The sequence below is a fragment of the Bdellovibrio bacteriovorus genome, from assembly GCF_041888015.1.
GTDB lineage: Bacteria > Bdellovibrionota > Bdellovibrionia > Bdellovibrionales > Bdellovibrionaceae > Bdellovibrio.
The window spans coordinates 2484664-2511400 of the sequence record NZ_CP168968.1 but is presented as its reverse complement, the minus strand read 5'-3'; the positions used below and the strand labels follow the sequence as shown (position 1 = coordinate 2511400).

Here is a 26737-nt window from a genome sequence, read left to right as displayed (position 1 = left end):
TTTTAAGACATCCAGTTGCTGTCTTCTTGTTTTTCCCATTTCATTGTTACTTTTTTGGTGTTGGACCAGAAATCCAGGGATTGCTCGCCGGTGATATCACCGTGTCCAAATTTGGAGGCGTTCACACCACCGAAAGAAAACGGCTCGCGCGGTACTGGAACACCCACATTCACGCCGACCATGCCAGTGGACGCCTGACGAATGACTTTTTCAGCCAGACTGCCGCTGGAGGTGAACACCGAGCAGGCATTGCCATAAGGATTGCTGTTTTCAATTTGCATGGCGTGAGTGATGTCACGGCAGCGGATGATGCTAAGAACCGGACCAAAATATTCCAATGTCGCGGCTTCGCTGTTCGGAGCAATATTGTCCAGGATGGTCGGACCAATCCAGTGCCCCTGATCCAGACCCGCCGGAGCCGGAGAGTTGCGACCATCGAGCAGGATCTTGGCGCCTTCTTTTTCAGCGCGGGTGATGGCGTCTTTCAGGAATTGCACCTGGGACTTGGTGATGATCGCGCCCATGTCTTTTCCCAGCACCAGGGACTGTGCGCGCTGAATGATCTTTTGGATGTGGTGATCAACGTCACCCACCGCAAGTACTACAGCGGCAGCCATACAGCGCTGACCGGCACATCCGGTGAAGGAATCACTGATGCCAGGTCCGGTCAGTTCAGGATTTGCATCCGGTAAAAGCACGATGTGATTTTTAGCGCCGCCCAATGCCAGCACTCGCTTTCCCAAAGCGGTGCCACGTTGATAAACATGTTGCGCCACTTTTGTGGAACCAACAAAACCCACGGCTTTGACTTGAGGGTGATCAATGATGGCCTCCACAGTGTCTTTGCCGCCATGAAGGATCTGGAGCAAACCATCCGGCAGACCGGCTTCTTGAAGGGCTGCTGCGATTTTCATCGAGGTCAGCGGTGTCTTTTCAGAGGGTTTCCAGATATAAGCATTCCCCAAGGTCAGAGCAATAGGAATCGTCCACATAGGAACCATGGCCGGGAAGTTAAATGGAGTGATATTGGCGACAACGCCCAGAGGTTCGCGACGGTATTCACAGGTGACTCCGCGAGAGACTTCCATCTTGCCACCCAGATCCATATTCTGCAGGGACAGGGCATATTCCAGAACTTCGATGCCTTTCATCAGGCCGGCTTTACCTTCGGCGAAAGTTTTTCCGGATTCAGAACTTTTTAAGTGGGCGATCTCATCCAGATCGCGCATCAGGATTTGACGGAAGTTAAACATGATTTTGGTGCGTTCTTTCAAGGGGACATCGGCCCAGGCTTTTTGCGCTTCGTGAGCTTCCTTGACGGCCAGATCAATGTCTTTTGTGGTGGAGGCATGCAGACCGCCGATGATTTGACCATTGTAAGGACTGACAATATCCATCGCGGGGCCGGAACCTGTTTGGAATTTCCCGGCGACAAAGTTTTGGCAGGGGATGGGAGTGGTCGGAATTTTTACGCTCATGAATTTCTACCTCTTTATAAAAATGAAGCAGAAACTCTAAGTCAAAAGGGATGAATTGAATAATTACAATGACGTAGTAATTCCCATGAATGTTAGAAAGTGCGGGCGAAAATGACTATTACAACAGCCCAACTACAGTTGGGCTGAGATCATTACTTTCAAAGTCTTTTCCTTACCGGCATTGGCAAAAACCTCGTAGGCCTTTAGTATCTCATCCATTTTAAACCGATGAGTGATAAGCTGATCTGGCGCAATGGTGCCGGATTTGACCGTCTGTAAAAGCATCGGTGTGCTGTAAGTCGACACCAGGCCCGTGGTAAGAGTGATATTTTTGATCCACAGGTCTTCAAGATGCAGCTCGACACTTTTACCATGCACACCGATATTGGCGACGTGTCCCCCCGGGGCTACAATTTTTTGACATAAATCAAAGGTGGCGGGAATTCCTACGGCCTCAATGGCAACATCCACGCCGACGCCGTCGGTGAGCTTTAAGATGGATTGAACGGCATTCTCTCGGGCCGAGTTCACCATGTCGGTGGCACCAAAACGTCGCGAGGTTTCTAAGCGGCTGTCATCCAAATCGACCATGATCAATCTTGATGGAGAATAAAACTTCGACGTTAACAAAGTGGCCATACCGATAGGCCCAGCGCCGACAATGGCCACCGTGTCGCCAGGTTTGATTTTTCCAGAAAGAACACCGATCTCAAAACCGGTAGGAAGAATATCGCTCAGCATAAGCAAAGCCCCATCATCGACGCCTTTGGGGGCGGGGTAGAGACTGTTGTCAGCATGGGGTATGCGCACATATTCCGCTTGGGTTCCGTTGATTTTGTGACCCAAGATCCAGCCACCATCCTTGCAGTGGGCATAGAGCTGTTGCTTGCAGTAAGAGCAGCGTCCGCAGGAAGTGATGCAAGAAATCAGAACGCGATCGCCCTTTTTGAAGTTGGTGACTCCGTCTCCGGTTTCTTCAATCACTCCGACACCTTCGTGCCCCAGGATGCGCCCGTCGGTCACGGCAGGGACGTCTCCTTTAAGAATGTGAAGATCTGTTCCGCAAATTGTTGTGTGCAGGATTCTTACAAGAGCGTCCGTGGATTTTTCAATCTTCGGCATGGGTGCTTCAGCCCATTCCTTTTTTCCTGGTCCTCGGTAGATAAGTGCTTTCATGAATGCCTCCCAACGGAATTATTTTCTGGGAGGCCGCGTGTGACAATACTGGGGGGAGAAATACAGAAAAGCTCGAACTGTTAAACTGCCTGAGCCGTCGCATCCGGAGAGAAGCTGGCGGCTTTTTCAAAAAGAGTGTCCACATGACCGGCGACGGAAGAGGCTATTTGGCCAATGACATCGCAGTGAGAGTCCAGGTCATGAACACTTTTTTGAATAGAGGCGTTGGAAGTTTGCAGCAGCGTGATGAATCGGTGCATCTCTTCAAGATAATGAACAAAGGTCACTTTGACTTCGTTCACGCGTGCAGATTCCACGGCTCCAATTTGGCGAATGACTTCCAGTCCCGTCGTAAATCTTTTTACATCCGCAAGCTGAGAAGAAATTTTTGAAAGTTGATCCGCCAGGGCCTTGATTTCAATAGCCAGATCTGCAGAGTTGCCACGGAACAGATTGGCGAAGCTGTCGCGGACGATCATCATATCTGAAAAGGCATTTTCAGCATGTTGGCTTTTTTCAATGGATTCTTTGATGAAGAAGTCCACCATCATCATCTGAACGTCCATGGAAACAATCTTCAAAGTGCATTTTTGGATGGTTTCCGTCAGATTTTGTTCGAAATGCTCAAGGCCCGACAGGTGGGATCTGATTTGTTCCGCAAGATCTGAGAACTCTTTGGCAACCACTCCCAAAGAAGAAGCCACCTCGCCAAACTTCGCAGCAGCAACAGTCATGTTCAAGGCATTGAACTTCAGTTGAGTGAAGCCACTGGTAAGGTTTTCTAAAGTGGCAACGAAGGACTTATTGATATTCTGAAAGTCCTGAACTCGTTTAAAGCAATCTTTTAGGTCTTGCGATGTTTTAGAGCTGATATCTGAAATCTCACTGATACCACCGGCACGGCTTGTCTTGGTGGACTGATCTTTTTCAGGCAGGGCATTGATTTCGGCAAAGGCCGCTTGAATCATAAAATCCGTATAGTCACGGAACCCGGCTTTTTGCACTTGCTCTAGGATAAACGGGACGGAACCCTCCATGCCGTCTTTTTCCTCCACGGCCAGGGTGGCGGTATAAAGGTTCTTCACAACAGAAAAGATCGGTGAAGAAGGCTTGAGGCGAATGGACAGATATCCATCCTGAATTGGAAATACAAAAGCATAAACCCAGTAGAAGCTGCCATTGGCCGAAAGATTCTTAACATAAGCGGCGATAGGACGGCCTGCCTGCAACGTGTCCCACAGAAGTTTGAAGACCGCACGGGGAACATCGGGATGGCGAATGATACTGTGAGGAGCACCTTTTAAGGTTTCACGATGATACCCACTGACACGAACGAAAACGTCATTGCCGAAGGTGATCACACCACGTTCGTTGGTGGTACTGAAGAACAATTCATCAAAGCCAAAAGGGCTTTCATTTTGGTTGGGAGTCGGTCGTCTCATTTATTGCCTCACCGTAATATTTGAACACAACCTGTTGTGGACAACAAAACTTGAGGGAAAAAACACGACCTGGGGGATGGAGACCAAGACTTGTTGTGAAGAAAAAAACAAGGGCTCCCATAATTCATAGACGGACCTAAGATAGGCTACGAATTCGCAAGAGCTCCCGCATTAGTCAATGCCTGCAAAGAGTCTAGCTCCTCTGTCAGAGAAGAGCTTTTTAAGAATGCACCAACCAAGCAAGTTTCCCCCGCATTTAAAGCTTTCACCAGCTTCATCAAGCCACCGGATTTTTTGCTCTCCACCAAGACTCCGCCGAAACAGAAATAGATCTTATTTTTGGATGTCAGACTTTGTTGCCACAAGATCAATGAACGCTCGCTGCGCAGGCGCACTTCGGATTTGGCCGTGATCTTTTTCGCTGTCGAAGGAATCGTCTTAAACCCTTGCATGGAAATATGTTGCATCCAAGACTTCAAGAAAGTCTCTTGCAATTCTTCGGCGGTCAGATTCTTCAAGAGCTCCATCGACTGACGGTAAGCTTCAGGAAGCTCGCTGACTTCGCCGGAACCGCTGTGCAGGTTTTTAAACGCCGTTGTCACCTTGTTCCCCGCAGCTCCGATTTTTTTATTCAGCAGATTTTTGAGGGAATTAGAAACCATTTCTTTGTGCGGCTGATCCACCCAAACTCCCAGGCTCCAGGTGGCGCTGAAGGAACCATCGGATTCAGCAATATGCCACGCCGACGACGGCCAATAGGCCATATCCCCAGGCTTTACTTCTAAAAGCTGGGATGCTTTTTTGTGCTTATCGTATTTAAACGCTCGATCCAAAGATGGATTCTTTTTCACATATTCTGGTTCCCAAAGACGGAAGCGCTTCACGCCAGCGACTGGGAAACTAAAGACCCCGCAAGAATCCACATGAACACCGAACGGAGTTTTACGGTAATTCCCCAAGTACAAACCCATTTCAGAAAAACGATTCGGGAAGCCGACATGACGATAAAGCTCGTCGGTGAATTCAGTCAGCAGAGGTTGCTTTTTGAGATTCACTTGCAAAAGCTCATCGCAGACCAGGCAATAATCCGGGAACATGGCTTTCATGCGGGTATGATAGCCCAAAAGGGACTTATCCTCTTTTTCAGGCAACACCTGCAGAACATCGCCTTCTTCCGCTTTAAAGCCATCAATGAAAAATTTAAACCCGGTCGGGTCATTCAGTTCACGGCAGCGATCGGCGTACAGGACCAACAGCTCAAAGATCTCGGCATCAGTCATCTCCAGTAAACCGGATTTTACGCTCTTTAAGACCAGAGCCTTTTTCTCCCACACATTCTTGGCAAAATTTCGCCAAAACTTTTGATCAAGCAAAGCCGGGGTCGCAGGGGACGGGGGAGGTTTAGCCAAGGGAACTCCAATACAAGGACAAGAAAAGATAGGACCGGAGATTCGTTGAGATCGCCTTGAGAGTCAAATAAAGCACCCTAAAAAAATCAGCCCCTTGAGAGGCCTTGTAAATTTGACCCACGAGCCGGAATGGGCCGCATAACCCCTTGTGATTACCTAGGATTTATCATAAAAAGGCCCCTCTGGAGAAACCCCCTCATGAACGCAGCCCCTGTTACATTTGAAGACCCGATTTTGACCATTGAGCTCAAGCGGGACGTCACCAAGCACCTGAAACAGGGCCACCGCTGGATTTTTGCCAATTGCTTCGAAGAACGTCGTTCGATTAAGTCCGGCATTCATTTACTGACCTTCAAGGGGGAAGCCTTGGCCCTGGGAATCTGGCAAGGGGACACGCAGTTGCGTTTCCGCGTTCTGGTCTTGGCTGATGAGCCTATCTTCCGCCGTAACAACATGAAACGCACACTAGAGCTTTATTTTGAAAGCCAGTGGCGAAAGGCGCTCGAGATTCGTAAGACCTTCGATCTTTCTGTCACCAACTCTTTCCGCCTGATCAATGGCGAAGGCGATGGCTTCCCAGGTCTTGTGATCGACATTTATAACAACACCGCCGTGATTAAACACGATCACGCCATCATGGAAAAAACCTGGAACGCCACAGCCATTGCTGAAAAGATCCAAGCCGCCTTCCCGCAAATCACGTGTGTTTATCTGAAACGCCGTAATGATGCCGATGAAAAAGGCACGAACATCGTGGGCACACTCGCTCCTGAAGTACAGTTCCTGGAAAATGGAGTGCTTTTTGCCTCTAACATCCGTGATGCTGCCAAGACGGGCTTCTTCCTGGATCAACGTGATAACCGCAAGATGATTCAGCACTTTGCGGCTGGAAAAACAGTTTTGAACCTGTTTAGCTACACGGGTGGTTTTTCGATCTTCGCCGCTAAAGGCGGAGCCAAAGAAGTCACCAGCGTGGACATCGCAAAAGTGGCCATTCAAGCTGTCGCCAGAAACTTTGAAATCAATGGGCTCACGACGGTTCACCATGACATCGCCACTGATGCCTTCGAGTATCTGGAAAAGCAGAACACCGAAAAGAAAAAATACGACCTCGTGATCACGGATCCACCAAGCTTTGCTCCGAACGAAAAATCTGTAGAGCAGGCCAAGGCCGCTTACACCAAGGTTTTCTCCAATTCCATCAAGCTGGTAAACCCTGAGGGGCTGTTTGCGGCAAGTTCTTGTTCCAGCCATATCTCGACTAAAGATTTTATGGAAATCTGTCAGGAAGCGTTTTCTCGTGCGCGCAAGAAGGCGACGCTGGTATATCAAGGCGGGCAGCCGGTGGATCACCCGTATCCGATGGCGATGGAAGAGCTTCGTTATTTGAAGTTCGCGTTGTTCCGTTTGGATTAGTTATTTCTTAAGTTTGATTTAAAGAGGTTTAAAAGTGGACAGCATCGCCAGTCTTCGTCAGGAAATTGATCAGGTTCATAAAGAGCTTCATGCTTTGCTGGTGCGCCGTCGTGAATTGACCATGGCGGTCTGGAAGATCAAACAAGAGCAGGGCTTGCCGTTTTATAATCAGGAACGGGAAGAACAGATCCTGGAGAGTTTTGTTAATCTTGATCCGGCTCAAGTTGCTCAAGATCCTCAGTTTGCCGAGCTTCTTAAAGGCACGATGAATTCTATTTTGCGTGAATACGAGAAGTATCTAAAGTCCAAATACCCTACAAAATAAAACAGCTCTGAGGTCTTCAGAGCTGTTCTTAAATACTTACTTCTTACGGCTTTGATATTCTTTTTCGCGTTGGAAGTGGCTTTCTGAAAGTCCGTAGCTTTCCACGTTCCCCAGATCCTTGATCAAAGAATCCAGATCTTTTTCACCGCTGATAAAGTCCAAGTGTCCTTGGATTTTCGAGATCAGCTCGGCACCACGCTCTTTCAAAGCTTCATAGCGCACATAACCCAGGCCATGGGATTCCCATTCCTTGATATAACGGGCGGCCGACTGTGAGGTGCCGTTGTACATGGTATTACGGCATTCTTGATCTGGCTTGATCTGGTGCCAGTTGCCGAACTGGTCTTTCAGTTTTACTTCATGCTTTTCACAAGGCTTGCCGCAGTCTTTGAAGCTGGTGCCTTTGGAAAGGAACGCCGCAAACACACAGTGCTCCATATGGAAACTTGGCATGTATTGGTAAGCGGTGACTTCAAAGCGTTCAGCTTGGCCGGCTTGAATCAGTTCAGCCACTTGCACATGGTTTAAGTCATAGCCCAAACACACGCTGGAAAGGCCCTTGTCCAACAGGTATTGCGCCGTCAGGTGATTGGCGACGTTCAAACTGAAGTCGCCAAGAATTTGACCGGCGTAAGAGTTAGCCTGTAAGTACTGAACAGCGCCAAGGTTTCGGGCCAGGATCGCGTCTGGATTCAAATTCAAGAGGTGTTTGACGTTGCGGTGTTCGTTGGGTTTTAAAATACGAGTTGTGGCAATCGCGACCTTCATGCCTTGTTCACGCAGAACTTTCAAGCTGGGTTCAAAGTCCAAACCGAACTCAAAATCCAAGATCACAAGGTTGATACCAGCCGTTGCAAGCTCGCCCGTGGCAATAGCTTTTGCTACATCTTCCACTTGTTCTTTGTCACGCAAAAGAAGGTTCAGCTTCAGGCCCGGCTTGGCTTTGGCCGCCACTTTATTGGCGTCAATCCAGTGCAAAACCTGACCCTGCGGAGCCATCTCGGCATCCGCGCCGTTCTTGATGCGCAGATCGGTCAATTCTTTGACCAGCTTCTGGCGAAGTTCTTTGACTTGTTTGTTCGGGATAAACAGTGGTGTTGTGGAGTCCAGCTCACACGCGAAGCCTTCGCCGCGGAAGGGGCTACCCATCAAAGCATACAGCTCTTCACGCAGGTCCAAAGAATTCAGGCCCTTGTTTTTAGCCGCTTCGCAGATATTTTCAGAATAAGCCGTGACCGTATTTTTCCCGTCAGAATATTCGACTTTCAAGGGGTGACCCAAAGAAGCTTCGGCGCGGATAGAAACCGGCACGCGTTTTTTTCTTTGTTTGTCTTCCACACTCAAAGCCACGTCACGTTTTAGGTCTTTGTCATGGTTGTAGAAGACACGAGCGCCCACATACATGCCATCCATGGAAATCTCGCGCGAGAATTCCAATTCAAAGCGTCTTGGCGACAAGGTTTTCACCGCAAAGACGAAGCCGCCTTTTTCTGCATTTTGTCCGTTGCGGTCTTTGTAAACCCAAAGAATCCCGTCACCGGCTTGAATGAAGTCAGCTTTCAGACCCTGTTGCGCTTTGTCTTCAGTGATCTCCACTTCCAATGAGCTGCCATTCACGCGCAGGATTTTTCCAAACTCAAACCCACGGTGCGCACTGAAGGTGCCCTCCACCAGTTCCTGGTGATTCACGCCGTGGAACCAGCCGCTGTAAAAGCCGCGAGAAAATGCGGTGGCCATTTGTTTTTTCAATAGAATCGGATTCGCCAAAGCTTGGTCGCGTTGATAGGAGCCGATGGCCTCATCAAAACTGCGAGCCGCTGTTGCCACATATTCAGGCGTCTTCAGGCGGCCTTCGATCTTAAAGCAATCCACACCAGCTTCCAAAAGACTTGGAACTTCGTTGATGCCGCACAGATCTTGCGGAGACACCAGGAAGGACTTGCCACCCAGATCACGTTTTTCACCATCAACGTGCATTTCATAATTAAAACGGCAGCTTTGCGCGCACTGACCGCGGTTGGCGGATCGTCCACCGATACCTTCCGAGGTGAAGCACTGGCCTGAGTAGCTTACACACAAAGCGCCATGCACGAAGACTTCGATCTCTTTGCTGGTATTTTGTTTAATTGCCTGGATTTCTTTGATCGAGTTTTCCCGCGCCAAAACGAAACGCTGAATACCCAAATCGTCCAACCACTGAATGGCTTCGGCGTTGCTGATACTCATCTGCGTAGAGGCATGCACACGTTGGTTGGGCGCCATTTGACGAAGCAGACGCACCAAGCCCAGATCCTGGATGATAAAGGCATCGGGTTTTAGAGGAAGAATCTTTTCCAGAACTTCGACGGCTTTGTGCAGCTCGTTTTGGAAGACCAGAATATTGAAGGCCAAGTTTACTTTCACGCCATACAGATGGCAGGTGTCGATGATCTCTTTGACCTCTTCGATTTGAAAGTCATAGCTGCGACCACGGGCATTGAAGCCGGGTACTCCCATGAAGATAGCATCAGCACCATTGTGGATGGCGGCCATGGCCATCTCTTTGGTACCTACGGGAAGTAGCAGTTCGGGACGTTTCAAATTTTGTTTTTCCATGGCGTGTTTTTAGCTAAGGCCCGCTCTCTGCACAAGGGGAATTTGGCCTTAGAAACACTGAGGAAAATGGCTGAGGGTGTGAGGAGGGCTTTGATCCCACGATAATCTTCCTAAGTGGTGGAATTATCATGGGATTTCGAGAAATGCAGGATATTGAGGCAAGAGCGCCCCAATTAAGGGCGGCTCTTTTTAGCTGTCATTTTTTTGATCAGCTCTTTCATACTTTCAATTTCTCTCTGCACATCCTCAGGAATGTGTGTGCCGGAAGACCCCGTGTAGGCCATCTGAATCAGATCTTGATACTCTTTTAGGCAGGATGGAGCGACTTGGGATTCGGGATGTTCTAGCACGCATTGCTTAAGATAAAGTTCCGGCATGGAATAAAGCGCCTTTTCCTCATAACGTCTTTCGCAGAAGGAAAGCCAGTACAGAATATCCGGCTTCAGGGAGGTTTGAGGATGCTGATCAAGATACTTGTACAGAACGCTTGAGACCTTCAGATATGTCAGTTCACGTTCCGCGCTCATTTCAAAGTCGCCCGCAAGTTCTTTTTTTAGATTGCTCTGGGCAAAGCTGCGCAGATCCTGGCTTTGTTTTTCGTTGAAGTCAGGATAAGGCTGGGACTTGATTTTGTTCGCCGCCTTAATCAATCCTTGGATGCGAGCCTGAAGGAACGTAGGAAGTTCTTTGTTGGTCAGGTCTTTTTGCAGACTTTGAATGAATCCCGGGATGTCCCGTTGGACTCGGACGTAATAGTAAACCTTGCGGGATAGAGCTTGTTCCACATGCTCAACGGAAGGATCCTTTTTCGGGAACCCAGTCAGAACCTCGTTGTAAAGAGGCAGGGCCTTGTCAAAGTTGCGTACGATGAACAAGAACTCAGCTTCATCGAATGGTTTTTTCAGGAAGTGGTCTTTATTTGCAAAATCAAATTTTGTCGAAGTGCTGGGAAGCTGGGTGTGGCAGGACATGCAAACACTCAGTGTGGATCGCAGCATCCAAAGCGAGTAGTCCTTGTTTCCAACACGATAAACAACTTCGGCTTCCTTCAGTTGCTGGTTCATGGCACGGCCGGAAATCGCAAACCCGGAGTTTTTGATTTTACCTTCATGGGAAATCTTTTCGCTAAGCACGACCATATTTTGCAAAGATTTTTGAATGACCGGGGCATTTTTAGGATCGCGGTAGTCCACCTCTGAAACGATGAACGGTTTCAGCGTGTAGATCTCCTGAAGCATTTGATCCATATAGGGTTTAACATCGGCTTGAGCTTGAATGGACAGAGCCGAAAGAAGAGCGATAAGAAAACGAACGGACATAAAACCTCCATGATATCGAGGACTATTACATAACCTCCATGAAGAGATCGCAAACAAAATATTGTATTTTAATTTGTTCTCCAACGGGGGAGGCTGTGAGTTAACACCGTCTTCCACTGATTTTAAGCAGCGGCTTCATTCTTTGTTCGAGATTTTTGAATTTAGCGTTTCCAATCTTTATTCAGACAAAAGTCGATTGAACTTAATGGAAAGGAATCAAGATGGAACGTCATTGGGCGCAGCGAATTTTAGCTTCTGTTTTAGTGCTTCAGGCTCCGGGACTTGTTCAGGCCGAAGTGGAAACTTACACCAGCGGTGCCGATCGGGTAGCGGCAGCAGACCCCTATGCTTCATTTGAAGGCGTAGGCCGCATCAGCGATATCACTCGGAAAACGGGTGGAGCCATGTACAGACTGGATCTGGCCAAACCTCTGCCATTGACTTCGGTGAAGGCGAAGTCCAAGGGGAAATTGAAAATCACGTCAATGACTTTGATAACGGATAAACAAGAACGTATTCCAATCAAAGCCTTTGCCAATATCACCATGTCGGAAACGGATCAGCCAGTGGTATCAGAAGCCCTCACTATGCCGGGAGGGATAGCTATGATTGAAATTCAGGCAGAAGCCATGGGGGGATCCGCTGGTTTGGAGGTCACCGCGGTTTCTAATCAGGAAGCTCCACAATTTGTGCCTCGTGATGAACTTTCATGCAGTAAAAAATTTGACGCCATATTAAAAGAAAAACTAGATGTGGTGCAGTTGTGGGCAGGGCGTGCCGAATCCAGTGCCGCGGATTCTTGGCAAGAAAAATACGCCAGCAAAGAATTCACCAAGTATGTGGCGGACTTTATCACCACGTTGAAAGAGTCAAAGGATTCCTACGCATCGACCGAATATACGCTCACACTTCTAAACTTCTTTACGGACCGTCATAATGCAAGTCGAGTTGGCAGTGCATCTGAACAAGGTTATAAGGCCATGGCTACAGAGACCTTCGACATCTTCCTGGCATCTTTCCAGATCCAGCAAACCTGCCGTGTGGTTTCCAGTGATGCTTTAATAGAGATCACACTTGATTTCCAGAAGAAGCAGGAAGCCAGTAAGCCCGACAGCCGTGCTCGTAAGATGTATGAGATGATGATCGGAAAACTTGGGAAGTTCATCCCGACTCAATACCGTAAAGAGCTTGCGACAAAGAATTTGGCGTTCCGTCAGGCCGACAATGAAGGCTATAAGTTCTATAAGCAATTTGTGGCCAGCAAGGCGGACAGTGCCCTGAAGGGGACTTATCAGGAAATGAGCTCAACGGCATATGCCTTGGCAGAACAGGCCCTGATGAAAGAAGTGAAAACTCTGGACAATGAAAAGACTTACCAGCTGATTGTAGAGTTCCAGGGAAAATATAATGACCCGGCCAATTATCCACAAGAAACCATGATGAAGTATCTTGTGATCTTGTCCGATCATAGTAATTTCTTAAGAAGTACACTGGGTCAATAAAGGGTCGGCAAAACCAAAAAACAAAAAAACCGTGGTTAGGATAGCCACGGTTTTTTTGTTCTAGCGCCGCCTGATACATTTCCTTCCAGTCACCGGCGGACATCAAAGGCCTCTCAGACGATGGATCATTTTCATCAGGGCTTGGGGTTGGCTGCCTTGTTGGGTGATGTAGTCTTCACCAGTAAAACCATACCAATCCCAGCAGGCATAGGGATTGCCGCGCTGATCGCGGGCCGACTGAGGGTAAAGAACGATGATAAAGTTTCGTTCGGCCCATTCGTTGTAACCGGCCTCTGAGACGAAGCGCTGCTGGATAAAGTCAGGGTTCATTTGGCAGCCATGCAAAGCCACATGCAATCGGCACGGAGCACCCGCAGCGCAGGCCGTTGGGACATACACCCATCCATCGCGATACAAAGGGGTTTCGGCATCGCCGAATTCATGCTGATGAAAGCGATGAAGGTTGCGCAGGTCCTGAGAGCCTCGTTCATTCAGTGGTCCATAGAAGGTGCTTAGGATTTTTCCGGCCATGTCGAAGTCACAATTCAAGATCCACGGAAGGCGCCCGGTGTGGCAAGGGCCACCACGATCCAGCGTCGGAAAACCATGAGCTGTTTCAGGTGTGCTAAGAAATTCAATGCGGGAATCCGGGGTAAAGGCCCGGTAGAAGTCTTGCAGCTTGAGACCGCCGTCCATTTTCACCACTTCATCTTTGGGGCTGGCATAGATCAAAACTTTGTGATTTTTCAGATGATGAAGATCGTCAATTTTTTGTCGGGCTGACAGATCACGGGCTTTGTTGATCATGATCGAACTATCGATGGCGGCAGGATTCTTCATGCAGTTTTCAGTGGCTTTTTCGGCATCTTGTTCTGCGCACCAATAAATACCACCGGCAACACTGGCCACCCCTTGGAACGTGGCAGAATAGGCAACGTCCATTTGTACCGCCATAAAGGCTCCAGAGGAAACTCCAGAAATCGTGATGCCTTGGGGATCAATATTATAAGATTTCAGCGGTGGAGCCGGCAGTGGACTGGCAAGTTGCATGCATAAAGGAAGTAGAAGTGTGCAAAGGCTTTCAATCATGACGATCTCCAAGGCAGGTTTAACAAATCATGGAATGGCCGAGGATGTCGAGAAAATTGTCTGTCAGGAAAAGGTTAAGTAAGGGACTCCATAAAAGAAAAGGCCGGGGAAAGCCCCGGCCTGATGGGATCTTCGTTTATTCAAAGAATAACGGGAATCCGTAGGTTTCTTCGGCCAGAATATTCAGATATCTGGCGGCCACAGCTTGTGGGATCTCTGTGCCACTGTTCATTTTACCTTGATATTCAACGATCAGCTGGAAGCGCTGCTCAATGTCCATCATTTTGACTTCACGTTTCAGAGCCTGCTCTGCCATCACAAAGGCATAAGCGCTCATGTTTTTGTTGGTGTCCTTCAGGAAATCGCCGTCTGGAGCAGTCATATACATTTTGAAGTACTTGCTGCCTTCGTTGTCAGATTCCCGGAAGCTCAGATTAGCGGCCGCGATTTCTTTGCGATATTGTTCTGGCGCAAAGTCGCGGACTTTGTTCATAATGTTTGTGAACAGAGGGCGTGCTCGTCCATCGGCCGGCATGGACTTTACCTTTTTGTTGAAGTCCATGGCTACGCCCAAGAGGACGTCACTTGGATATCGACGGCAAGGCAGCTCATTTTGGATCGCAATCACCAACACATCGTATGTCGCCATCAGCAGGTCTTTGTAGGCGGGTTCTGAGACGCCACCAGCTCGGACTGCATTGTACTGATCCGCGAAGAAATTCATCAGCGTCACCAGGTAAGTGTGAGACGTATAGCTGCCCGCTGTGTTCATGGTGGCGACGAAGTCTTTCACTTGTTCCTTAAGTTGATTTCCAGCAAACTTTTCCTGAACCGAGCCAGGAGCGCTGGATTCTGCACGTTTCACCCACAGTTGCACGGGATCAAGTTTGTCTTTCAGAAGTGCATCAATGTTGCGTTTGCACGAGAATGAAGGGATGCGGCTGCCTAACGTTAGCCTTGGCGCTTCCTTGGTCGAGAAAGCTTTGATTTCCAAAGCTGCTTCACCGCCCATGGCCTCAGCCAAGACTTCGATACCAGTGATGTTGACGGATGTCTGGAACATCTCTGAACTTAGCGGAGCCTGTGCTTCATCCAGAGTAAGGCCAACAAACTGACGTACTTGAATCTTCTCACTCTTGTCGGTGACAAGAGCCACTGAATAGATTTTCATACGGCCTAGTTTGGACTTTGCTTCCAGGCGAACTAACGGCAGGGATTTGATCAGATCCAGGCGATACAGGTCCCCCCCGCGATCGCGAGTGATTTGATCAATGCGACCGACACCTTCATACTGAGGAGCTTGTGGCGGCTCGGTAGGGCGGGTCGGGGGCGCTGGTGGTTTGGGTAGATCGGACTTTGGCGGCTCCGGTGCCGCGAAAGCTATTTGTCCATGAACGAGCAGGGCGAGAACAGCAGAACGTAAATACATGTTCGAACTCCTTTCGAATTTATTGCATTCCAAATTCGTACTTCGTTTGTTGATCCTATTCAATTTACAGATTATTCACCTTGGAACAAACCGCGCAGACTGCCCGCGATGGCCTTGTTCTGCCCATAGAGATCTGTCACAAAACGTACAACCCCGTCAGAGCTCATCATCGAAGTCAGATACGCCGTATAGACAATTGTCTTTTTATAGCTGGGGACAGAGATCTCTGTGGATTTTGTGACGATCTCTCCAGGTCGCGCCATCATGGCAGCAATCAGTTTTCGATCCCAAGGTGTGTCTTCCAGCAGAAACTCTGCCAGGTCCAACGGTTTTTCCAGACGAATGCAGCCCGAGCTCAGTTGCCTGCTGGGTGTGTCGAACAACTCCCTTTGATTGGTGTCATGCAGGTAAATGGCAAAGGAATTTGTCAGATCAAACTTTAAAACACCTAAAGCATTTCCCAGATGAGGAAGTTGTCGAATATTTACGTCCGGCTCCACGCGACCTTCCGCGATGCCTTTCCAGTCGATCTCAGTCGGATCCATCTTGCGTCGAAAATCCTTGGACCACGCTTCATAGTGGTGCGAGTTAAAGTATTCGCGAATCTGTTCGCTGGTCAGATTTGCCAGATCGTTGACTTTGTCTTCATAGAAAATAGTCGGTGGCACCACCCAGTACGGATTGATGATCACTTTGACAATTTCATCCCGCATGGTTGGCGACTTGCGGGCGGGACGGCCATTGACGGTGCGGAAGCTCATGACCCGGGTCCACTCGGTGGATTGATCCATCAAGATGAAATAGGACATAGCCAGATTGACAAAGACATAGCGGTTTTCAAAGTATTGGGGGAACCAGCGCATTTTTTCCATGTCGATTTGCAGTTGGCGCACACGTTCCATGCAAGACACGGAAAGGAAAGCCCACACTTTTCCATTCGGTGAAATAGCCCCATCAGGATTGATCCGCATATTCCACTGGATATCGCTGATCGCATTCAGAAGATCGCCATCAAAGCGATCGTCTATCATCTTAAAGTCATATCCCAGAAGGGCCAGCCTTTGTTTGATTTCACGAATCACCGCATGTTGCGAAAACAATCTGAGGGTGGTGTTCACGGGAATGATCGGTTGCCACTGACCAGAGAGGCAAGAAGGATAGACTTTTTCCATCGCAGACTTGACGGCCAAATACGGGGCATTTTGTGGGGAAATAAGATCCAGTAAACGACTGGGATCTTCGGCGGCAGTCAAGATCACGACTTGCAGCTGTTTCGGCGTCAAAAAATCTTTCTGAATAAATTTGATATCCCGGCCGGCGCTTTGTGGATTGACGCTGCCTAGATGGATTTCCTTTAGAAGGCGCAGGAAGGATTGATTGGCCAGGGGACGAAGCTTCGTGGTGTTTCCTGTATTGAGCAGCGACTCCATGGAATCAGTCCAATAGATTTTTGGATTTACGCCATGGCGCCAGGCATTGAGGCTGGCCTCACGAAGACTGCGCAAATCCATCTGGTTCAGTAAAGCATTATAGTCAGCTGCTGCCTGAGGATGCAGCGCTGAACGAACCGTTTCGGACAGCGCCCAGCTGAAGGAAAAAGTGGAAAGAAGGAAAGCCAGGGTCGCGGAAAGCCGTGCTGTGAACATGGTGGGTCTCCTTTTTTTTGCTGAGTCTCTATTTTTAGGAAAAAGCGCAGGCCCGAGAATCGAAAATGATCTGACTGTATAAAGTCACGAAGAAAGGTCGAGTTGTTTAAGAATGTCCAAGCAAAGGACAGTATGACCTCAGAGAAGGTGAGGCAATACGCCTCACCCGGATTTTGTGAATACTAGATTCCGGTGCCGTAGAGCTTCAGAAGAATATTGCCTTCACTGGTCTTGATGGACATTTCTCCATAGTGTTCACCGGTGGCGGTGGGGGTGAAATAGATGTCGATCACACAGTATTCTCCGGCCTCGACAGTGTCACCGCAGTCGGTGGTGGCGGCGTACATGTCACCATAGATCAGAAGCTCACTGATATTCAACGCGCGATCAAGGGGGGCATTGATACCAATCTCGGCCATGGCGGTCTTGTTGAGTTCGACCTCTCCATATTCCAGACTGAGATAGTCGATATCAGTGGGTGATATATTGATTCTGTTAAGGGCATAGCCGGGCAGAACCAATAAGCTTGTTAAGAGAAAGGCTGCGAGTGCTTTCATAGTTCCTCCTTTATGTTCTTATTCTAAGGAGAAGCTGAAGCCCGCGCAGCATGCATAGAAACAAGAGACTAGTCTTGAGGAGGTTCGGGGCGCAGGTCTTCGACTTTGACATTATTCTGTCTGCGCGCAGGTGGAGTCTTCGGTTTTTCTTCGTAGAAATCCCCGTGGAAGTTACGCATCGGGATTTGATCCAGTTCCTTGATGAATTCGTAAGCTTTGATAAGACGATTTTTAAGATTGGCCAGAGTCTGCATCATGTCTTTGTCTCCCTTTGTGCTGACTCACAGTTTAAAGTGGAGACGCGCATCTTTTGTAGAATTCGCAGACCAGGGTTGAAATCTGGACAGCTGTTCAGTCGGAAGATTGGCTTTTTGGAGCCCTTCTCATTTCTATCAGTCCAGCGGAGTGTTTTTGTTTATGGACGTTTTGATCAACTCTTGCTGGGGTCGGAGGCACACAGGCGCCTTCGTCGCCATGGGGTCGAAGACCGTTGATGCGGGGGCGGCGCAAATTCTTCTGGTGTCTTTGATGGGCAGTACAATTTATGTCGTTATCAGTCCTTACTTTAAGGGCTTGGGCGGACGAATGGGGTTGATTGCCTTTATCTCGTCCTTGCTAGGCATCGCGATGAGGTACTGGACATGATGATCTTTGGAATTTTGCTGGCGTCCGTGCTGGGAGGCCTGGCAACCTTCTTTTTAGTTCATCGGGCCCGGGTTTCCACCGTGCGAGCTTCCAGCGGGGTCAGTCTGATCTTTTCTCTGCTGGTGAGCTTGTTGCCGGTGCCTTTTGTGGGGGCTTTGCAGGCGTCCTTTTTTGGTGCCACTTTTGTCGGGATGACGGACTCTTCCCGCATGGGATGGAAAAGAGTGCTTCTGGCAAGTTTGCTGTTTGGCTTAATTTTCGTGTTCTTGGTCCCTTTGGCGAAGGGCATTGGTGGTGGGCTGGGGGCTGCGGCCTTTGTTTCAAGTTCTGCCATTTATTTTGTGGACCGTCTGGTGCGCAAAAGATTCCGTAAACCTTAAGAAACTATCGAGCGGGAAGATATTTATCGGCAATCTTCTGAGTGCTGCCATCCTTCTTCATTTCTTGCAGAGACCTATTTAAAGCGTCAATCACCACATCTGGCGTGCTGATATGAAAAGCCATCCAATAGTCCGTGGCGTACATGAACGACAGTCTTTTGTATTTGATGTTCCAACGCTTTTCATAGGTTCTTTGGCTGCCATCGGTGACGATGTCCAGGTCGATACGGCCTTTTTTAAAGGTCTCCATGCGTTCGTCTTCGTTGCGGTAAATGCTGATTTTGAATCCTTCTTTTTGCAAAACTTGAATCGGATAATCGTCGAACTGACCGCCTACAGAATGTTTTTTAAAGCTGCGATAATCATTAGCGGCAGAAAGCTTTGAAGTGCTGAGGGCTGCCAGGTATACCGAGTCTTTGGCAATCGGTCCCACCCATTTAAAAAGTTTTTCACGATCTTCCGAGCGGGAAGTGGAAAAGACGTAGTGCTTTTTCTTATTTAGAGCAGCACTGTAAGCGCGGGCCCAGGGCCATAGGGTCAATTGTGTTTTTAAGTCCGCTCTTTTAAAGGCTTCGCGCACCACTTCGGTGGCATAGCCCTGAATCTCATTGTTTTCAAGATAGTTGAAGGGAACAAAGTCTTCGGTCATACCCTGATAGACAATGTCTGGTGAGGACTGATTTTTCCATTTCGCCTGAGCATTCCCGCAGAAGCAAAAGACGGGCAGAAAGCCAAGTAAGATCCTAGAGCGCAGTTTCATAGTTCAACTGCCTTAAAGCGGGCCATCGGTGCCATGCGCGCTTTGGTTAAAATCAGCATGCCCTCGCTGACGGTGTAGTTGTCGATACTTTGCAAAATCTCGGCGAAGTTTTCCTCTGTCGGCATTTGCATGCAGAGTTTTTTTGTTGAAGCCAATTTTGAGATATAAAGACGTTGACCTTCTTTCGCCTCGAAAGCGCCGGTAAAGGCATTGCATCCGTCGTTGCCATTCACACGACTGTCGCCGCTGTTGAACTGAATATAAACTTTTTGTGAATCCGCAGAGGCATATTTTACAGGTTGCCCCATCAGCTCGACAAGTTCCCAGCGGATATCTTTAAAAGTGGCAGAGGAAGATTCTTGAGTCATCGCAGCGACCTCCGTGTCTTTATCTGTGGTTGCGCAGCCGAAAATGGACAATAAGACTAAGGGCAATAAGCAGAGGACTTTTTTCAAGGAAGATTCCTTTCTGTCAGATCGTCGCCGACATCCTTTAATTCCGTGGTTTCGGTGTCAATATCCCGGGAAAAAAGATCCAGGGCAGATTGACCGACTTGTTTGGTATCATAGCGCGTGTACCAGCCAACGGCAACAGCACCCGCAATAGGAATCCATCTGGAGATACTGGCCCCCAGCATGCGTTGAGTGACCCGCAGGCCCAGACGTTCACACATGCGCTCAATCATACGTAAACTGGTTCGTCGTAGAATGTAACGTTCACCCACTCGCACGACCACGTCGCGCAGCAACTGACTGGCCCCATGCTTAAATAGGCAAAAAAGCATCGCTTCTTGAGTCAGATATCCGGACTTGCCATGAACAGCGGCGATATCGGCCACCATTTGTGCTTGAATACGCCAAATTGCCAACAGGTCCGGTAAAATGGTCAGCATGCCCAGCGGGCCGGGGGGGATGGCCAATGCGCCCGAGACCCCGGCGGATTTCCAGGCGGCCTTCTTGATAATGTCTTGCGATGCTTGGTGCGGATCAAGAGCCGGGGGAAAATGGGACGTCGGTGAGGTTGTCACCAGATCATAAAGTGTGCTTGCAACTTTGGAAACGTCCGATTTTTTCGTTTTCAAACAAGCCTCCCGTTGAGGCTATTTTATAAAAAAAGCCGGTGGAGGTCCACCGGCTTTGTAAGCTCATTTTAAGACAAAGGCTCTTATTTGTTGTAATAGACTTTAAGGACCACTCGACGGTTTCTTTGGCGTCCAGTGGCGTTGTCATTCGAAGCGACGGGGCGAGATTCCCCATATCCGATAGCCTCGATGTTCTTTCTGTCCAGGCCCAATTCCTTACTTAGGATGTCCTTCACAGTTTCAGCACGATTGCGGCTTAGACGTTGATTGTACTCATCACTGCCGACAGAGTCAGTGTGACCTTCAACAATCAATTTCTTGATCTGCACCTGGCGCAAGTTTTCCAAATTCTTGCGCAATTGGGCCAAGGAGGCATCCGTCAGTTGGGCTTTGCCAGACACAAATTCCAAATTGGACAGGTCAATGGCTTTATCCTCTTTCGGTGGTTCAATTACTTTGATCGTGGACTTGGCTGTGCGACCTTGATGGTCGGTAACCTGAATATAAACAGTCTGCTTACGCAGAGGCGCTTCATAGAAGCCTGTTTCTTCCATAGTACCTTGGCCAGTGCCTTGGCCTCGCACGATACCAAAGCGGTAAGGGGATTCACCACCTTCGGCTTCGACCTGCAAGGAAGAGCCTGTATAGACTTCATAACTTTTCTGTGTGAAGCGCAGTGGGCTGCGAACGGTGGTTTCGCGGATTGTGACCATGCGGGTGACGGTACGGCCAAAGCTGTCGCGGAACTCAAGACGGCTGAAACCCGGCTGGTCTGATGTGAACTCGCAAGCACTGTTCAAGCTTCCCGGACCTTCAATAACTTGGCAGCTTTCAATTTGCACGTCGCCTTCAGCATAGTACTGAACCCACTCAAAAGTGTTGATGGTTTTATCATCAGGAACGATGACAAAGGCCTTTTCGACCGTTTTTTCGCCGGACGGAGTGCTGTTGGAACCAGGCTTCCAGTAGTAAACCAAACCTGCAAATACGCGATACGCTGGTGCCAGGGTTTTGACTCCGGGCTCTACAGTGGCGCCCCAGTCAAAATTCAAATTTTTATACCAGCGGTGTTTTAAGCCCAGCAATAAATCCAAGGAAGACGCATCCACGGCATCCTTGTAGGGTTCCTTATCTAGCGGATAACTGGAAAAGGCTTCAAACACCCAGCGGGCTGTGGATGAAAACTTGTCGGAAATACCATAGGACACCGTCAATTGGCTTTTCAGAGGGAACATGTGCGCATCCGCTGGCGTGTCGGTCGGATTTCTTACGCGGGCCCCGACGTTGATGGATTGAATGCGCGTGGCTTTGGACCAACTGTAGGCACCTTCCAGATTGAAAATGGGAAGAGAGTCTGTGCCCGTGTAAGGACTGTTTTCCAGGAATGGGAAATCCACGGAACCCAAAAGGGCCCAGTGGGTGTCTTTGCCTGCTGCGGAAGTCCACTTGAAGCCGGGACGGAAACTGTGAATGCCTTCAGTCAAGTTGACGCGGACGCCATCTTGTTCCTTGGTAGAGTGGCTAAGAAGAACCGGCATCTGCAAACTGAACTGCAGGTTTTCGGAAAAACCATAGGCCACACCGAAATCGTATTCAAACAAGGAGTCTTCATAGTCAATGCGATCTTGAGCACCCAAAGTCTTATAAACCAGAAGATGATCTTTGGCGAAATTCAGATAGTTACTGAAAACAAAGTAGCCTTGTGGCAACGGACGGGCGGAGTGAACTGAAATAAAGTCCAGGCCGTCGGTGTTCGGAGAGAAAGTTTGCATATCCCCCAGAACATTGGCCATCGCCGAAAGGGGGAACAAAAGTGAAAGAAGAGCCGTCGTTACGCGCATGATGCCGATCCTTTGCTGTTCACTTATTTTTTCGGGGCGCGTACGTTAAAGCAAGTACTTTTGCGTCAATCGGGCTTGAACCTGCGCCAGTGCTTGGCTGTAGTCGCCCAGATCCTTGACGATCAATTGCGCATGTTCTTTAGACGGTTCCACGAATGTATTATGCATGGGACGAACTTGCAGTTCAAACTGCTTGCGAACTCCTTCAGGAGTACGACCGCGCTCGTGTACATCACGATTTAGGCGGCGCTCAAATCGAAGGTGTTCGGGGGTGTCAAAGAAGATGGCCTCATCCAGTTCCGCACGGACTTCGTGAGAGTGCAGAATCAAAATCCCATCGACGATAATCACTTTTTTAGGCTGGCTGAGCAGTGTTTCCTTTTTGCGTGAATGGGAGACAAAATCATAAATAGGTACATTCAGAGCGATACCGGCTTTAAGAATACGAAGGCCCTGAGCCAGGAGGCTGAAATCCAGGGCCGCAGGATGGTCAAAGTTCACAGAGCCACCATCGCCGTCAAACTTGGCGGATTGATCGATGTAGTAATTGTCCTGATAAAGAATCGTGCAGTTTTCTTCGCCCAGAGTCTGCTGCAGCTCTTTGGCGAAGTAGGTTTTTCCGGAACCGCTGCCGCCTGCGACACCGATGATATGTGGTCTTTGAATCATGACAAAACCCCTGTTGAACCTTTGCAGTTTCGATATTTTAGCTGCATTTTTCAATAGGGGTTTGTCGAGTTTGCAGTCTTTGCAGGGCTGTCAAAAAAACAGACGATTTATTTATCCACGATCATCGGACTTGGGAAGTGTCCGGCTGTCTGACCGTTACCCAAAGCTCCGTAGGAAGAATCCCCCCAGCAGAAGAGCTGAGAAGAGCCCGCTTTAATCGCACAGGCGGAGCCGACACCTGTTGCGACCTGCGCCACGCCCGAAGCGGAGAAGAAGAGAACTTCAGTGGGTGATAGTTGGTTGTCCGTGTTGCCAAGGCCCAGCATTCCGAATTGGTTGGCCCCCCAGCACTTCAGCTTTTGATCAGCCGTGATTCCGCAGGTGAACGATTCGCCGGCACTGATGGAGTTGTATGAAACTCCGGTATCAATAAACATCGGCGTAGTTTGGTTGACCGTGGTTCCCAGTCCTAATTCACCCGAGGTGTTGCGTCCCCAGCACTTAAGCTGATTTGCCGTCGTGATCCCACAGGTGTGGAAAAGACCGGTTGAGATGTCCTTGTACGTGGTTCCAGCATCGATGACAGTCGGAGAGAAACGATTTGTTGTGGTCCCGTCACCCAATTGGCCGGTCATATTAAAGCCCCAGCATTTCAGTGTGCCACTGGTGGTGATACCGCAGGTATGGTTAAACCTGACGGAAATTTTGCTGTAGTAGACACCTGGATCAACAATGGTTGGAGTCAACCGAGTTGTCGAGGTCCCATCTCCCACTTGTCCGTTGTTGTTATTGCCCCAGCATTTTAATTCTCCAGGTTGGGTGATACCACAAGAGTGCGCCATGCCCAAATCGAGGGTTTGATAGAAGGTGGAGGCATCCACATTCACGGGGGCTGAAGTTGTTGCTGTCGTTCCATCGCCCACTTGGCCGGAATCGTTTTTTCCCCAGCATTGGATAGTGCCCGCAGGAAGGATGGCACAAAGATGTTGGGAGCCGGCAAACATGGTCTGGCCGGTGAATCCATTTTGAACCTGTTGAGGGATTGTCGTATCAGCGACCGCACCTAGCATGCCAGCGGTTTCATTGCCCCAGCAATAGCTTTTGTCATAGTCGCCAGCACAAACAGTTGCGCTTTTTATACTGAGCTTGGTCAGAGTCCTGTTGGCCAAAGCGCCCAAAACGTAAACCTGATAAGATCTTGGCGACAGTGTGTCGCCACTGATAGCGAGTGTTTGTGAACCACTTGTTTTTGGGCGTGCATAAAACACGGCCGAGTGCTGACCTGACGGAATCGAAACCGAAGTGATTTCAGAGCCGTTGGTGCAAGTTGAGTTGGCGTAATAATCGAACGACCCCAGATTTGCAAAGTTGACCGTTGTGGCGGCAATGGCCGGAACGGTGGTGTGATACTGATTTACCAGGCGGGCGGTGTAGGAGCTAGAGCAGGCACCACGCATTAAGCCACTATTGGGGCCATTGATCTCAAGACCTATCGGGGCCGGGCTGCCAGATCCACGGTAAACTTTTTGTGTGGCTGTATAGAATCCGGAAGCTGATAGTTGAACCGTGTGGAAGCTTGCGGTTGTGGCAGTTGTTTTTACCCAGACATCGGTTTTGTTGTAATGGGCCGGAATGGTCATGGTTGTGACAGGCGTCGTACAGCCGACATCTGAATATACTGTCAGGTTGGCCGACGGCGCGATCGATACTGACGCTGGAGACATATAATAATTTGATCCGGTACCCAGAGGGTTTCGCATCAAAGAGTATGAATAGCAAATACCCGGCAGGATATCGCGTGGCCCCGCCAGCTCCAGTCCATGCAGACCGTCAGTCACGGCCACCATCGGATTCACCACAGTCTGCAATGGCAGACTTGGAGAAATATCAAAAGTCACCGGGCCGGTGTAGGCTGGCATTTTAAAGTACACCTGAACATAGTTTTGATTTGGAGCCACATACTGATGCGGATAGGAAGCGACGTTCTGAGAGCATTCGGAGTAGGAACCGTAAGTCGGTGTTGCAGTTCCATTCACAGCCATGGTGAAGGTGAATGAGATAGGCATAGAGGCAGAGCGATCGGAGTTGTCACGCAAGCTGACCCCCACGGACGAACACGCCTCCGAAACCAGAGTGTTGGCCGGGAACCATTCTTTTTCCAAAACCAGTTTGGTCGGTGTGGTGGTGCCGCCCGGGCCGGAGGAGTCTTCAGGGAAGTCCGGGCCGTCACAGCTATCAAACCATTTGTCAGGATCATAGGTGATCGGAACATCCACGACGATGGTTTCGCCAGCGCGCAGTTTAAGCCCTGGCTTTGCTCCTAGCATATAGGGGCGGGACAAGCCATCGCCGAAGCCCGCAGCTTTAAAGTCTTTGCATTGTCCATCAGGAGCATGGAAACCAATGATAGAGAACTCGCGTCCATCACCGGAAGGAACCTCCATGGTAAGTTCTCCGCCCGCCGGAACGCCACCAGTCCAAGGGCCCACTTTTCGTGGAGTCATCGAGTTGTCATCGCGCGTGCACGTGTTTTTACGAAGAGCCTCTTCAGGGCCTGTGACTGTCACGAGATAACAGTTGATCGGTGTGGAGCCCGTGAACCCTGTTGGGATCGGGCGACCGTCATTGGTCGTACCACCAGTTGTGCTAAAAGCTTCGGCTTTGGATGCTAAAGACTGTGCAGAGGGAAATTGAATACGAACTTTGGAGGAGTCCTTCAAAGACAAACGATCACAACCTGTAAGGCCGACAAAAAGCCCCGACAACAGAAGAACGGAATAATTTTTCATGTTTTACTTGTCGGCTTTTTGATAGGCCTTCTAAATAGAAGGGGGGATCTTGAAGAATCCTTGAACTAAGCCCCTGTACCGAAATAGAGCTGAAAGATTTCATGTTCGACATGATTGGACTTTGTCTCAATAAAAGTCCAGTCGAGGCACTGAGACCTCGGTCCAAAAGCGAGACAACTGACAAAGTATTTTTTTAATCCAAGAATTTCTCATCTAAAATGAAATCATAGTTAACAACAGGGATGGATATGAACGTAAAGACGGCGTCTTTTAAAACGGTTGTGGGTTTATTTGTTCTGGGGCTTGCGGTGCAGGCCTCTGCCGCAGAAAAAATGTACGGTGTCTTTATGGTAGTAAAGGGTGGGGTGCAAATCCAGTCGCCGGGTAAGCCTGAGTCAGCAGCCAAAGTGGGTGCCAAGGTTTATGAAGGGGACAAGGTGATCACCGCCGCGGATTCTCGCGCCAAGATTGTCATGTCGGATCGCAACGTTTTGAATTTGAATCCTGAAACAACAATTGAAATTGCCACTTATCAAAATGACCCGACGACCGGGAAAAAGAATGTCGAAATCAAACTGGGTGCCGGTAAGCTGCGTGCGAATGTCGAGCAGAACTATGACGGGGAAAAGAACAAGTTCCAGGTGAAAACTCCAACAGCCGTTGCCGGTGTGCGTGGGACTCAATTCCAAACGGGCTTCGATCCTAAGACCAGCATGACCTCGATTGTGACCTTTAAGGGATCTGTGGCGGTGATGGCCGTCAATCCTCAAGGACGCCCGATGGGAAATCCCGTCATTGTTAAAAAAGGCCAGATGACAACGACGGCTCCGAATGCGAGTGCTCCGGAAGCTCCAAAAGCACTACCTAAAGAAGAAATGAAACAAATTGAAAACGACTCGTTGGCAGCAAACCTTCCACCGGCAGCCCCGATGGCAGAAACGGGCGCCAGCCGTGAGATCGCTTCTGAAGCTCCAGCAACAGTCAGTCCCGAGAAAGCGCCGACCACATCCATGATCGATAGCAAAGATATGGATATGGGGATGGCACAAGATATCAAGCCTGTTGGCACGACAGTGGTGGCGCCGCCAACTACTGCCGTTCGGGCTCCTAATACGGATACGGCGGTGAAGGACGTTCTGCGTTCGGGTGGTAAAACCAAGGTCATCATTCGTCCGACTCCTCAATAATC

23 protein-coding genes are annotated in these 26737 nt (G+C 49.2%); 6 read left to right on the top strand and 17 right to left on the bottom strand.

Annotation, left to right across the window (positions count from 1 at the left end; all coding sequences use genetic code 11):
- Nucleotides 1–2 precede the first annotated feature (2 nt).
- The 4 genes from ACES2G_RS12005 to ACES2G_RS11990 all read right to left on the bottom strand — a co-directional run bounded on the left by ACES2G_RS12005 (nt 3) and on the right by ACES2G_RS11990 (nt 5505).
- Nucleotides 3–1478 carry a CoA-acylating methylmalonate-semialdehyde dehydrogenase gene (locus ACES2G_RS12005; protein ID WP_374000276.1) on the bottom strand — a complete coding sequence of 492 codons (1476 nt, stop codon included), beginning with the start codon at nt 1476–1478 and terminating at the stop codon, nt 3–5.
- Between the two features lie 132 nt (nt 1479–1610).
- A complete protein-coding gene (locus ACES2G_RS12000) occupies nt 1611–2654 on the bottom strand; it encodes a zinc-dependent alcohol dehydrogenase family protein (RefSeq protein ID WP_374000275.1) in 1044 nt (347 codons plus the stop codon).
- Nucleotides 2655–2734: 80 nt separating this feature from the next.
- Entirely contained in the window at nt 2735–4096 is a 1362-nt protein-coding gene (locus ACES2G_RS11995; RefSeq protein ID WP_374000274.1) for a PAS domain-containing protein, read from the bottom strand.
- 146 nt (nt 4097–4242) lie between these two features.
- Nucleotides 4243–5505, bottom strand: a complete 1263-nt coding sequence (locus ACES2G_RS11990; RefSeq protein WP_374000273.1) for a JmjC domain-containing protein — start codon at nt 5503–5505, stop codon at nt 4243–4245.
- A gap of 198 nt (nt 5506–5703) precedes the next feature.
- Between ACES2G_RS11990 and ACES2G_RS11985 the strand changes: the two genes are divergently transcribed.
- Both ACES2G_RS11985 and ACES2G_RS11980 read left to right on the top strand, forming a co-directional pair.
- A complete protein-coding gene (locus ACES2G_RS11985) occupies nt 5704–6921 on the top strand; it encodes a class I SAM-dependent rRNA methyltransferase (protein ID WP_374000272.1) in 1218 nt (405 codons plus the stop codon).
- A gap of 34 nt (nt 6922–6955) precedes the next feature.
- Complete coding sequence (locus ACES2G_RS11980; protein WP_347358579.1) at nt 6956–7246, top strand: chorismate mutase; 291 nt, start codon at nt 6956–6958, stop codon at nt 7244–7246.
- A gap of 36 nt (nt 7247–7282) precedes the next feature.
- Here ACES2G_RS11980 and ACES2G_RS11975 read toward each other — a convergent pair whose 3' ends face one another.
- Nucleotides 7283–9841, bottom strand: a complete 2559-nt coding sequence (locus ACES2G_RS11975) for a DUF3656 domain-containing protein (RefSeq protein WP_374000271.1) — start codon at nt 9839–9841, stop codon at nt 7283–7285.
- Between the two features lie 173 nt (nt 9842–10014).
- Nucleotides 10015–11160 carry a hypothetical protein gene (locus ACES2G_RS11970; protein ID WP_374000270.1) on the bottom strand — a complete coding sequence of 382 codons (1146 nt, stop codon included), beginning with the start codon at nt 11158–11160 and terminating at the stop codon, nt 10015–10017.
- Nucleotides 11161–11381: 221 nt separating this feature from the next.
- Between ACES2G_RS11970 and ACES2G_RS11965 the strand changes: the two genes are divergently transcribed.
- A complete protein-coding gene (locus ACES2G_RS11965; RefSeq protein ID WP_374000269.1) occupies nt 11382–12662 on the top strand; it encodes a beta-sandwich domain-containing protein in 1281 nt (426 codons plus the stop codon).
- A gap of 102 nt (nt 12663–12764) precedes the next feature.
- On the opposite strand, the gene ACES2G_RS11960 is transcribed toward ACES2G_RS11965, so the two are convergent.
- The 5 genes from ACES2G_RS11960 to ACES2G_RS11940 all read right to left on the bottom strand — a co-directional run bounded on the left by ACES2G_RS11960 (nt 12765) and on the right by ACES2G_RS11940 (nt 17640).
- The gene (locus tag ACES2G_RS11960) at nt 12765–13751 is read right to left on the bottom strand and encodes a prolyl oligopeptidase family serine peptidase (protein ID WP_374000268.1); all 987 of its coding nucleotides are present in this window, start codon (nt 13749–13751) and stop codon (nt 12765–12767) included.
- Nucleotides 13752–13887: 136 nt separating this feature from the next.
- Entirely contained in the window at nt 13888–15180 is a 1293-nt protein-coding gene (locus ACES2G_RS11955) for a beta-sandwich domain-containing protein (protein WP_374000267.1), read from the bottom strand.
- 71 nt (nt 15181–15251) lie between these two features.
- Complete coding sequence (locus ACES2G_RS11950) at nt 15252–16826, bottom strand: L,D-transpeptidase family protein (RefSeq protein ID WP_347358585.1); 1575 nt, start codon at nt 16824–16826, stop codon at nt 15252–15254.
- A 182-nt stretch (nt 16827–17008) separates the two neighbouring features.
- Nucleotides 17009–17383, bottom strand: a complete 375-nt coding sequence (locus ACES2G_RS11945) for a hypothetical protein (protein ID WP_347358586.1) — start codon at nt 17381–17383, stop codon at nt 17009–17011.
- 68 nt (nt 17384–17451) lie between these two features.
- The gene (locus tag ACES2G_RS11940; protein ID WP_347358587.1) at nt 17452–17640 is read right to left on the bottom strand and encodes a hypothetical protein; all 189 of its coding nucleotides are present in this window, start codon (nt 17638–17640) and stop codon (nt 17452–17454) included.
- A 160-nt stretch (nt 17641–17800) separates the two neighbouring features.
- Here ACES2G_RS11940 and ACES2G_RS11935 point away from each other — a divergent pair, with 160 nt between their 5' ends.
- Nucleotides 17801–18028, top strand: coding sequence for a hypothetical protein (locus tag ACES2G_RS11935; protein WP_347358588.1), 228 nt, complete (start codon nt 17801–17803; stop codon nt 18026–18028).
- Nucleotides 18025–18408: a hypothetical protein gene (locus ACES2G_RS11930; RefSeq protein ID WP_374000266.1), complete on the top strand. Its 384-nt coding sequence runs from the start codon at nt 18025–18027 to the stop codon at nt 18406–18408. Before ACES2G_RS11935 ends, ACES2G_RS11930 begins: the two co-directional genes overlap by 4 nt.
- A gap of 4 nt (nt 18409–18412) precedes the next feature.
- Here ACES2G_RS11930 and ACES2G_RS11925 read toward each other — a convergent pair whose 3' ends face one another.
- The 6 genes from ACES2G_RS11925 to ACES2G_RS11900 all read right to left on the bottom strand — a co-directional run bounded on the left by ACES2G_RS11925 (nt 18413) and on the right by ACES2G_RS11900 (nt 25548).
- Nucleotides 18413–19168 (bottom strand): transporter substrate-binding domain-containing protein, encoded by a 756-nt coding sequence (locus tag ACES2G_RS11925; protein ID WP_347358590.1) that lies wholly within the window; start codon nt 19166–19168, stop codon nt 18413–18415.
- On the bottom strand, nt 19165–19536 hold the full coding sequence (locus ACES2G_RS11920; RefSeq protein ID WP_347358591.1) for an META domain-containing protein: 372 nt from the start codon (nt 19534–19536) through the stop codon (nt 19165–19167). The genes ACES2G_RS11925 and ACES2G_RS11920 overlap by 4 nt, the downstream gene beginning before the upstream one ends.
- Nucleotides 19537–19619: 83 nt before the next feature.
- The gene (locus ACES2G_RS11915) at nt 19620–20249 is read right to left on the bottom strand and encodes a hypothetical protein (protein WP_374000265.1); all 630 of its coding nucleotides are present in this window, start codon (nt 20247–20249) and stop codon (nt 19620–19622) included.
- A gap of 83 nt (nt 20250–20332) precedes the next feature.
- Nucleotides 20333–22090 carry an OmpA family protein gene (locus ACES2G_RS11910; protein WP_374000264.1) on the bottom strand — a complete coding sequence of 586 codons (1758 nt, stop codon included), beginning with the start codon at nt 22088–22090 and terminating at the stop codon, nt 20333–20335.
- 45 nt (nt 22091–22135) lie between these two features.
- Entirely contained in the window at nt 22136–22756 is a 621-nt protein-coding gene (gene udk / locus ACES2G_RS11905) for a uridine kinase (protein ID WP_374001900.1), read from the bottom strand.
- 110 nt (nt 22757–22866) lie between these two features.
- Nucleotides 22867–25548: an RCC1 domain-containing protein gene (locus ACES2G_RS11900; protein ID WP_374000263.1), complete on the bottom strand. Its 2682-nt coding sequence runs from the start codon at nt 25546–25548 to the stop codon at nt 22867–22869.
- A gap of 248 nt (nt 25549–25796) precedes the next feature.
- Between ACES2G_RS11900 and ACES2G_RS11895 the strand changes: the two genes are divergently transcribed.
- Nucleotides 25797–26735, top strand: coding sequence for a FecR domain-containing protein (locus tag ACES2G_RS11895; protein ID WP_347359518.1), 939 nt, complete (start codon nt 25797–25799; stop codon nt 26733–26735).
- Nucleotides 26736–26737 lie beyond the last annotated feature (2 nt).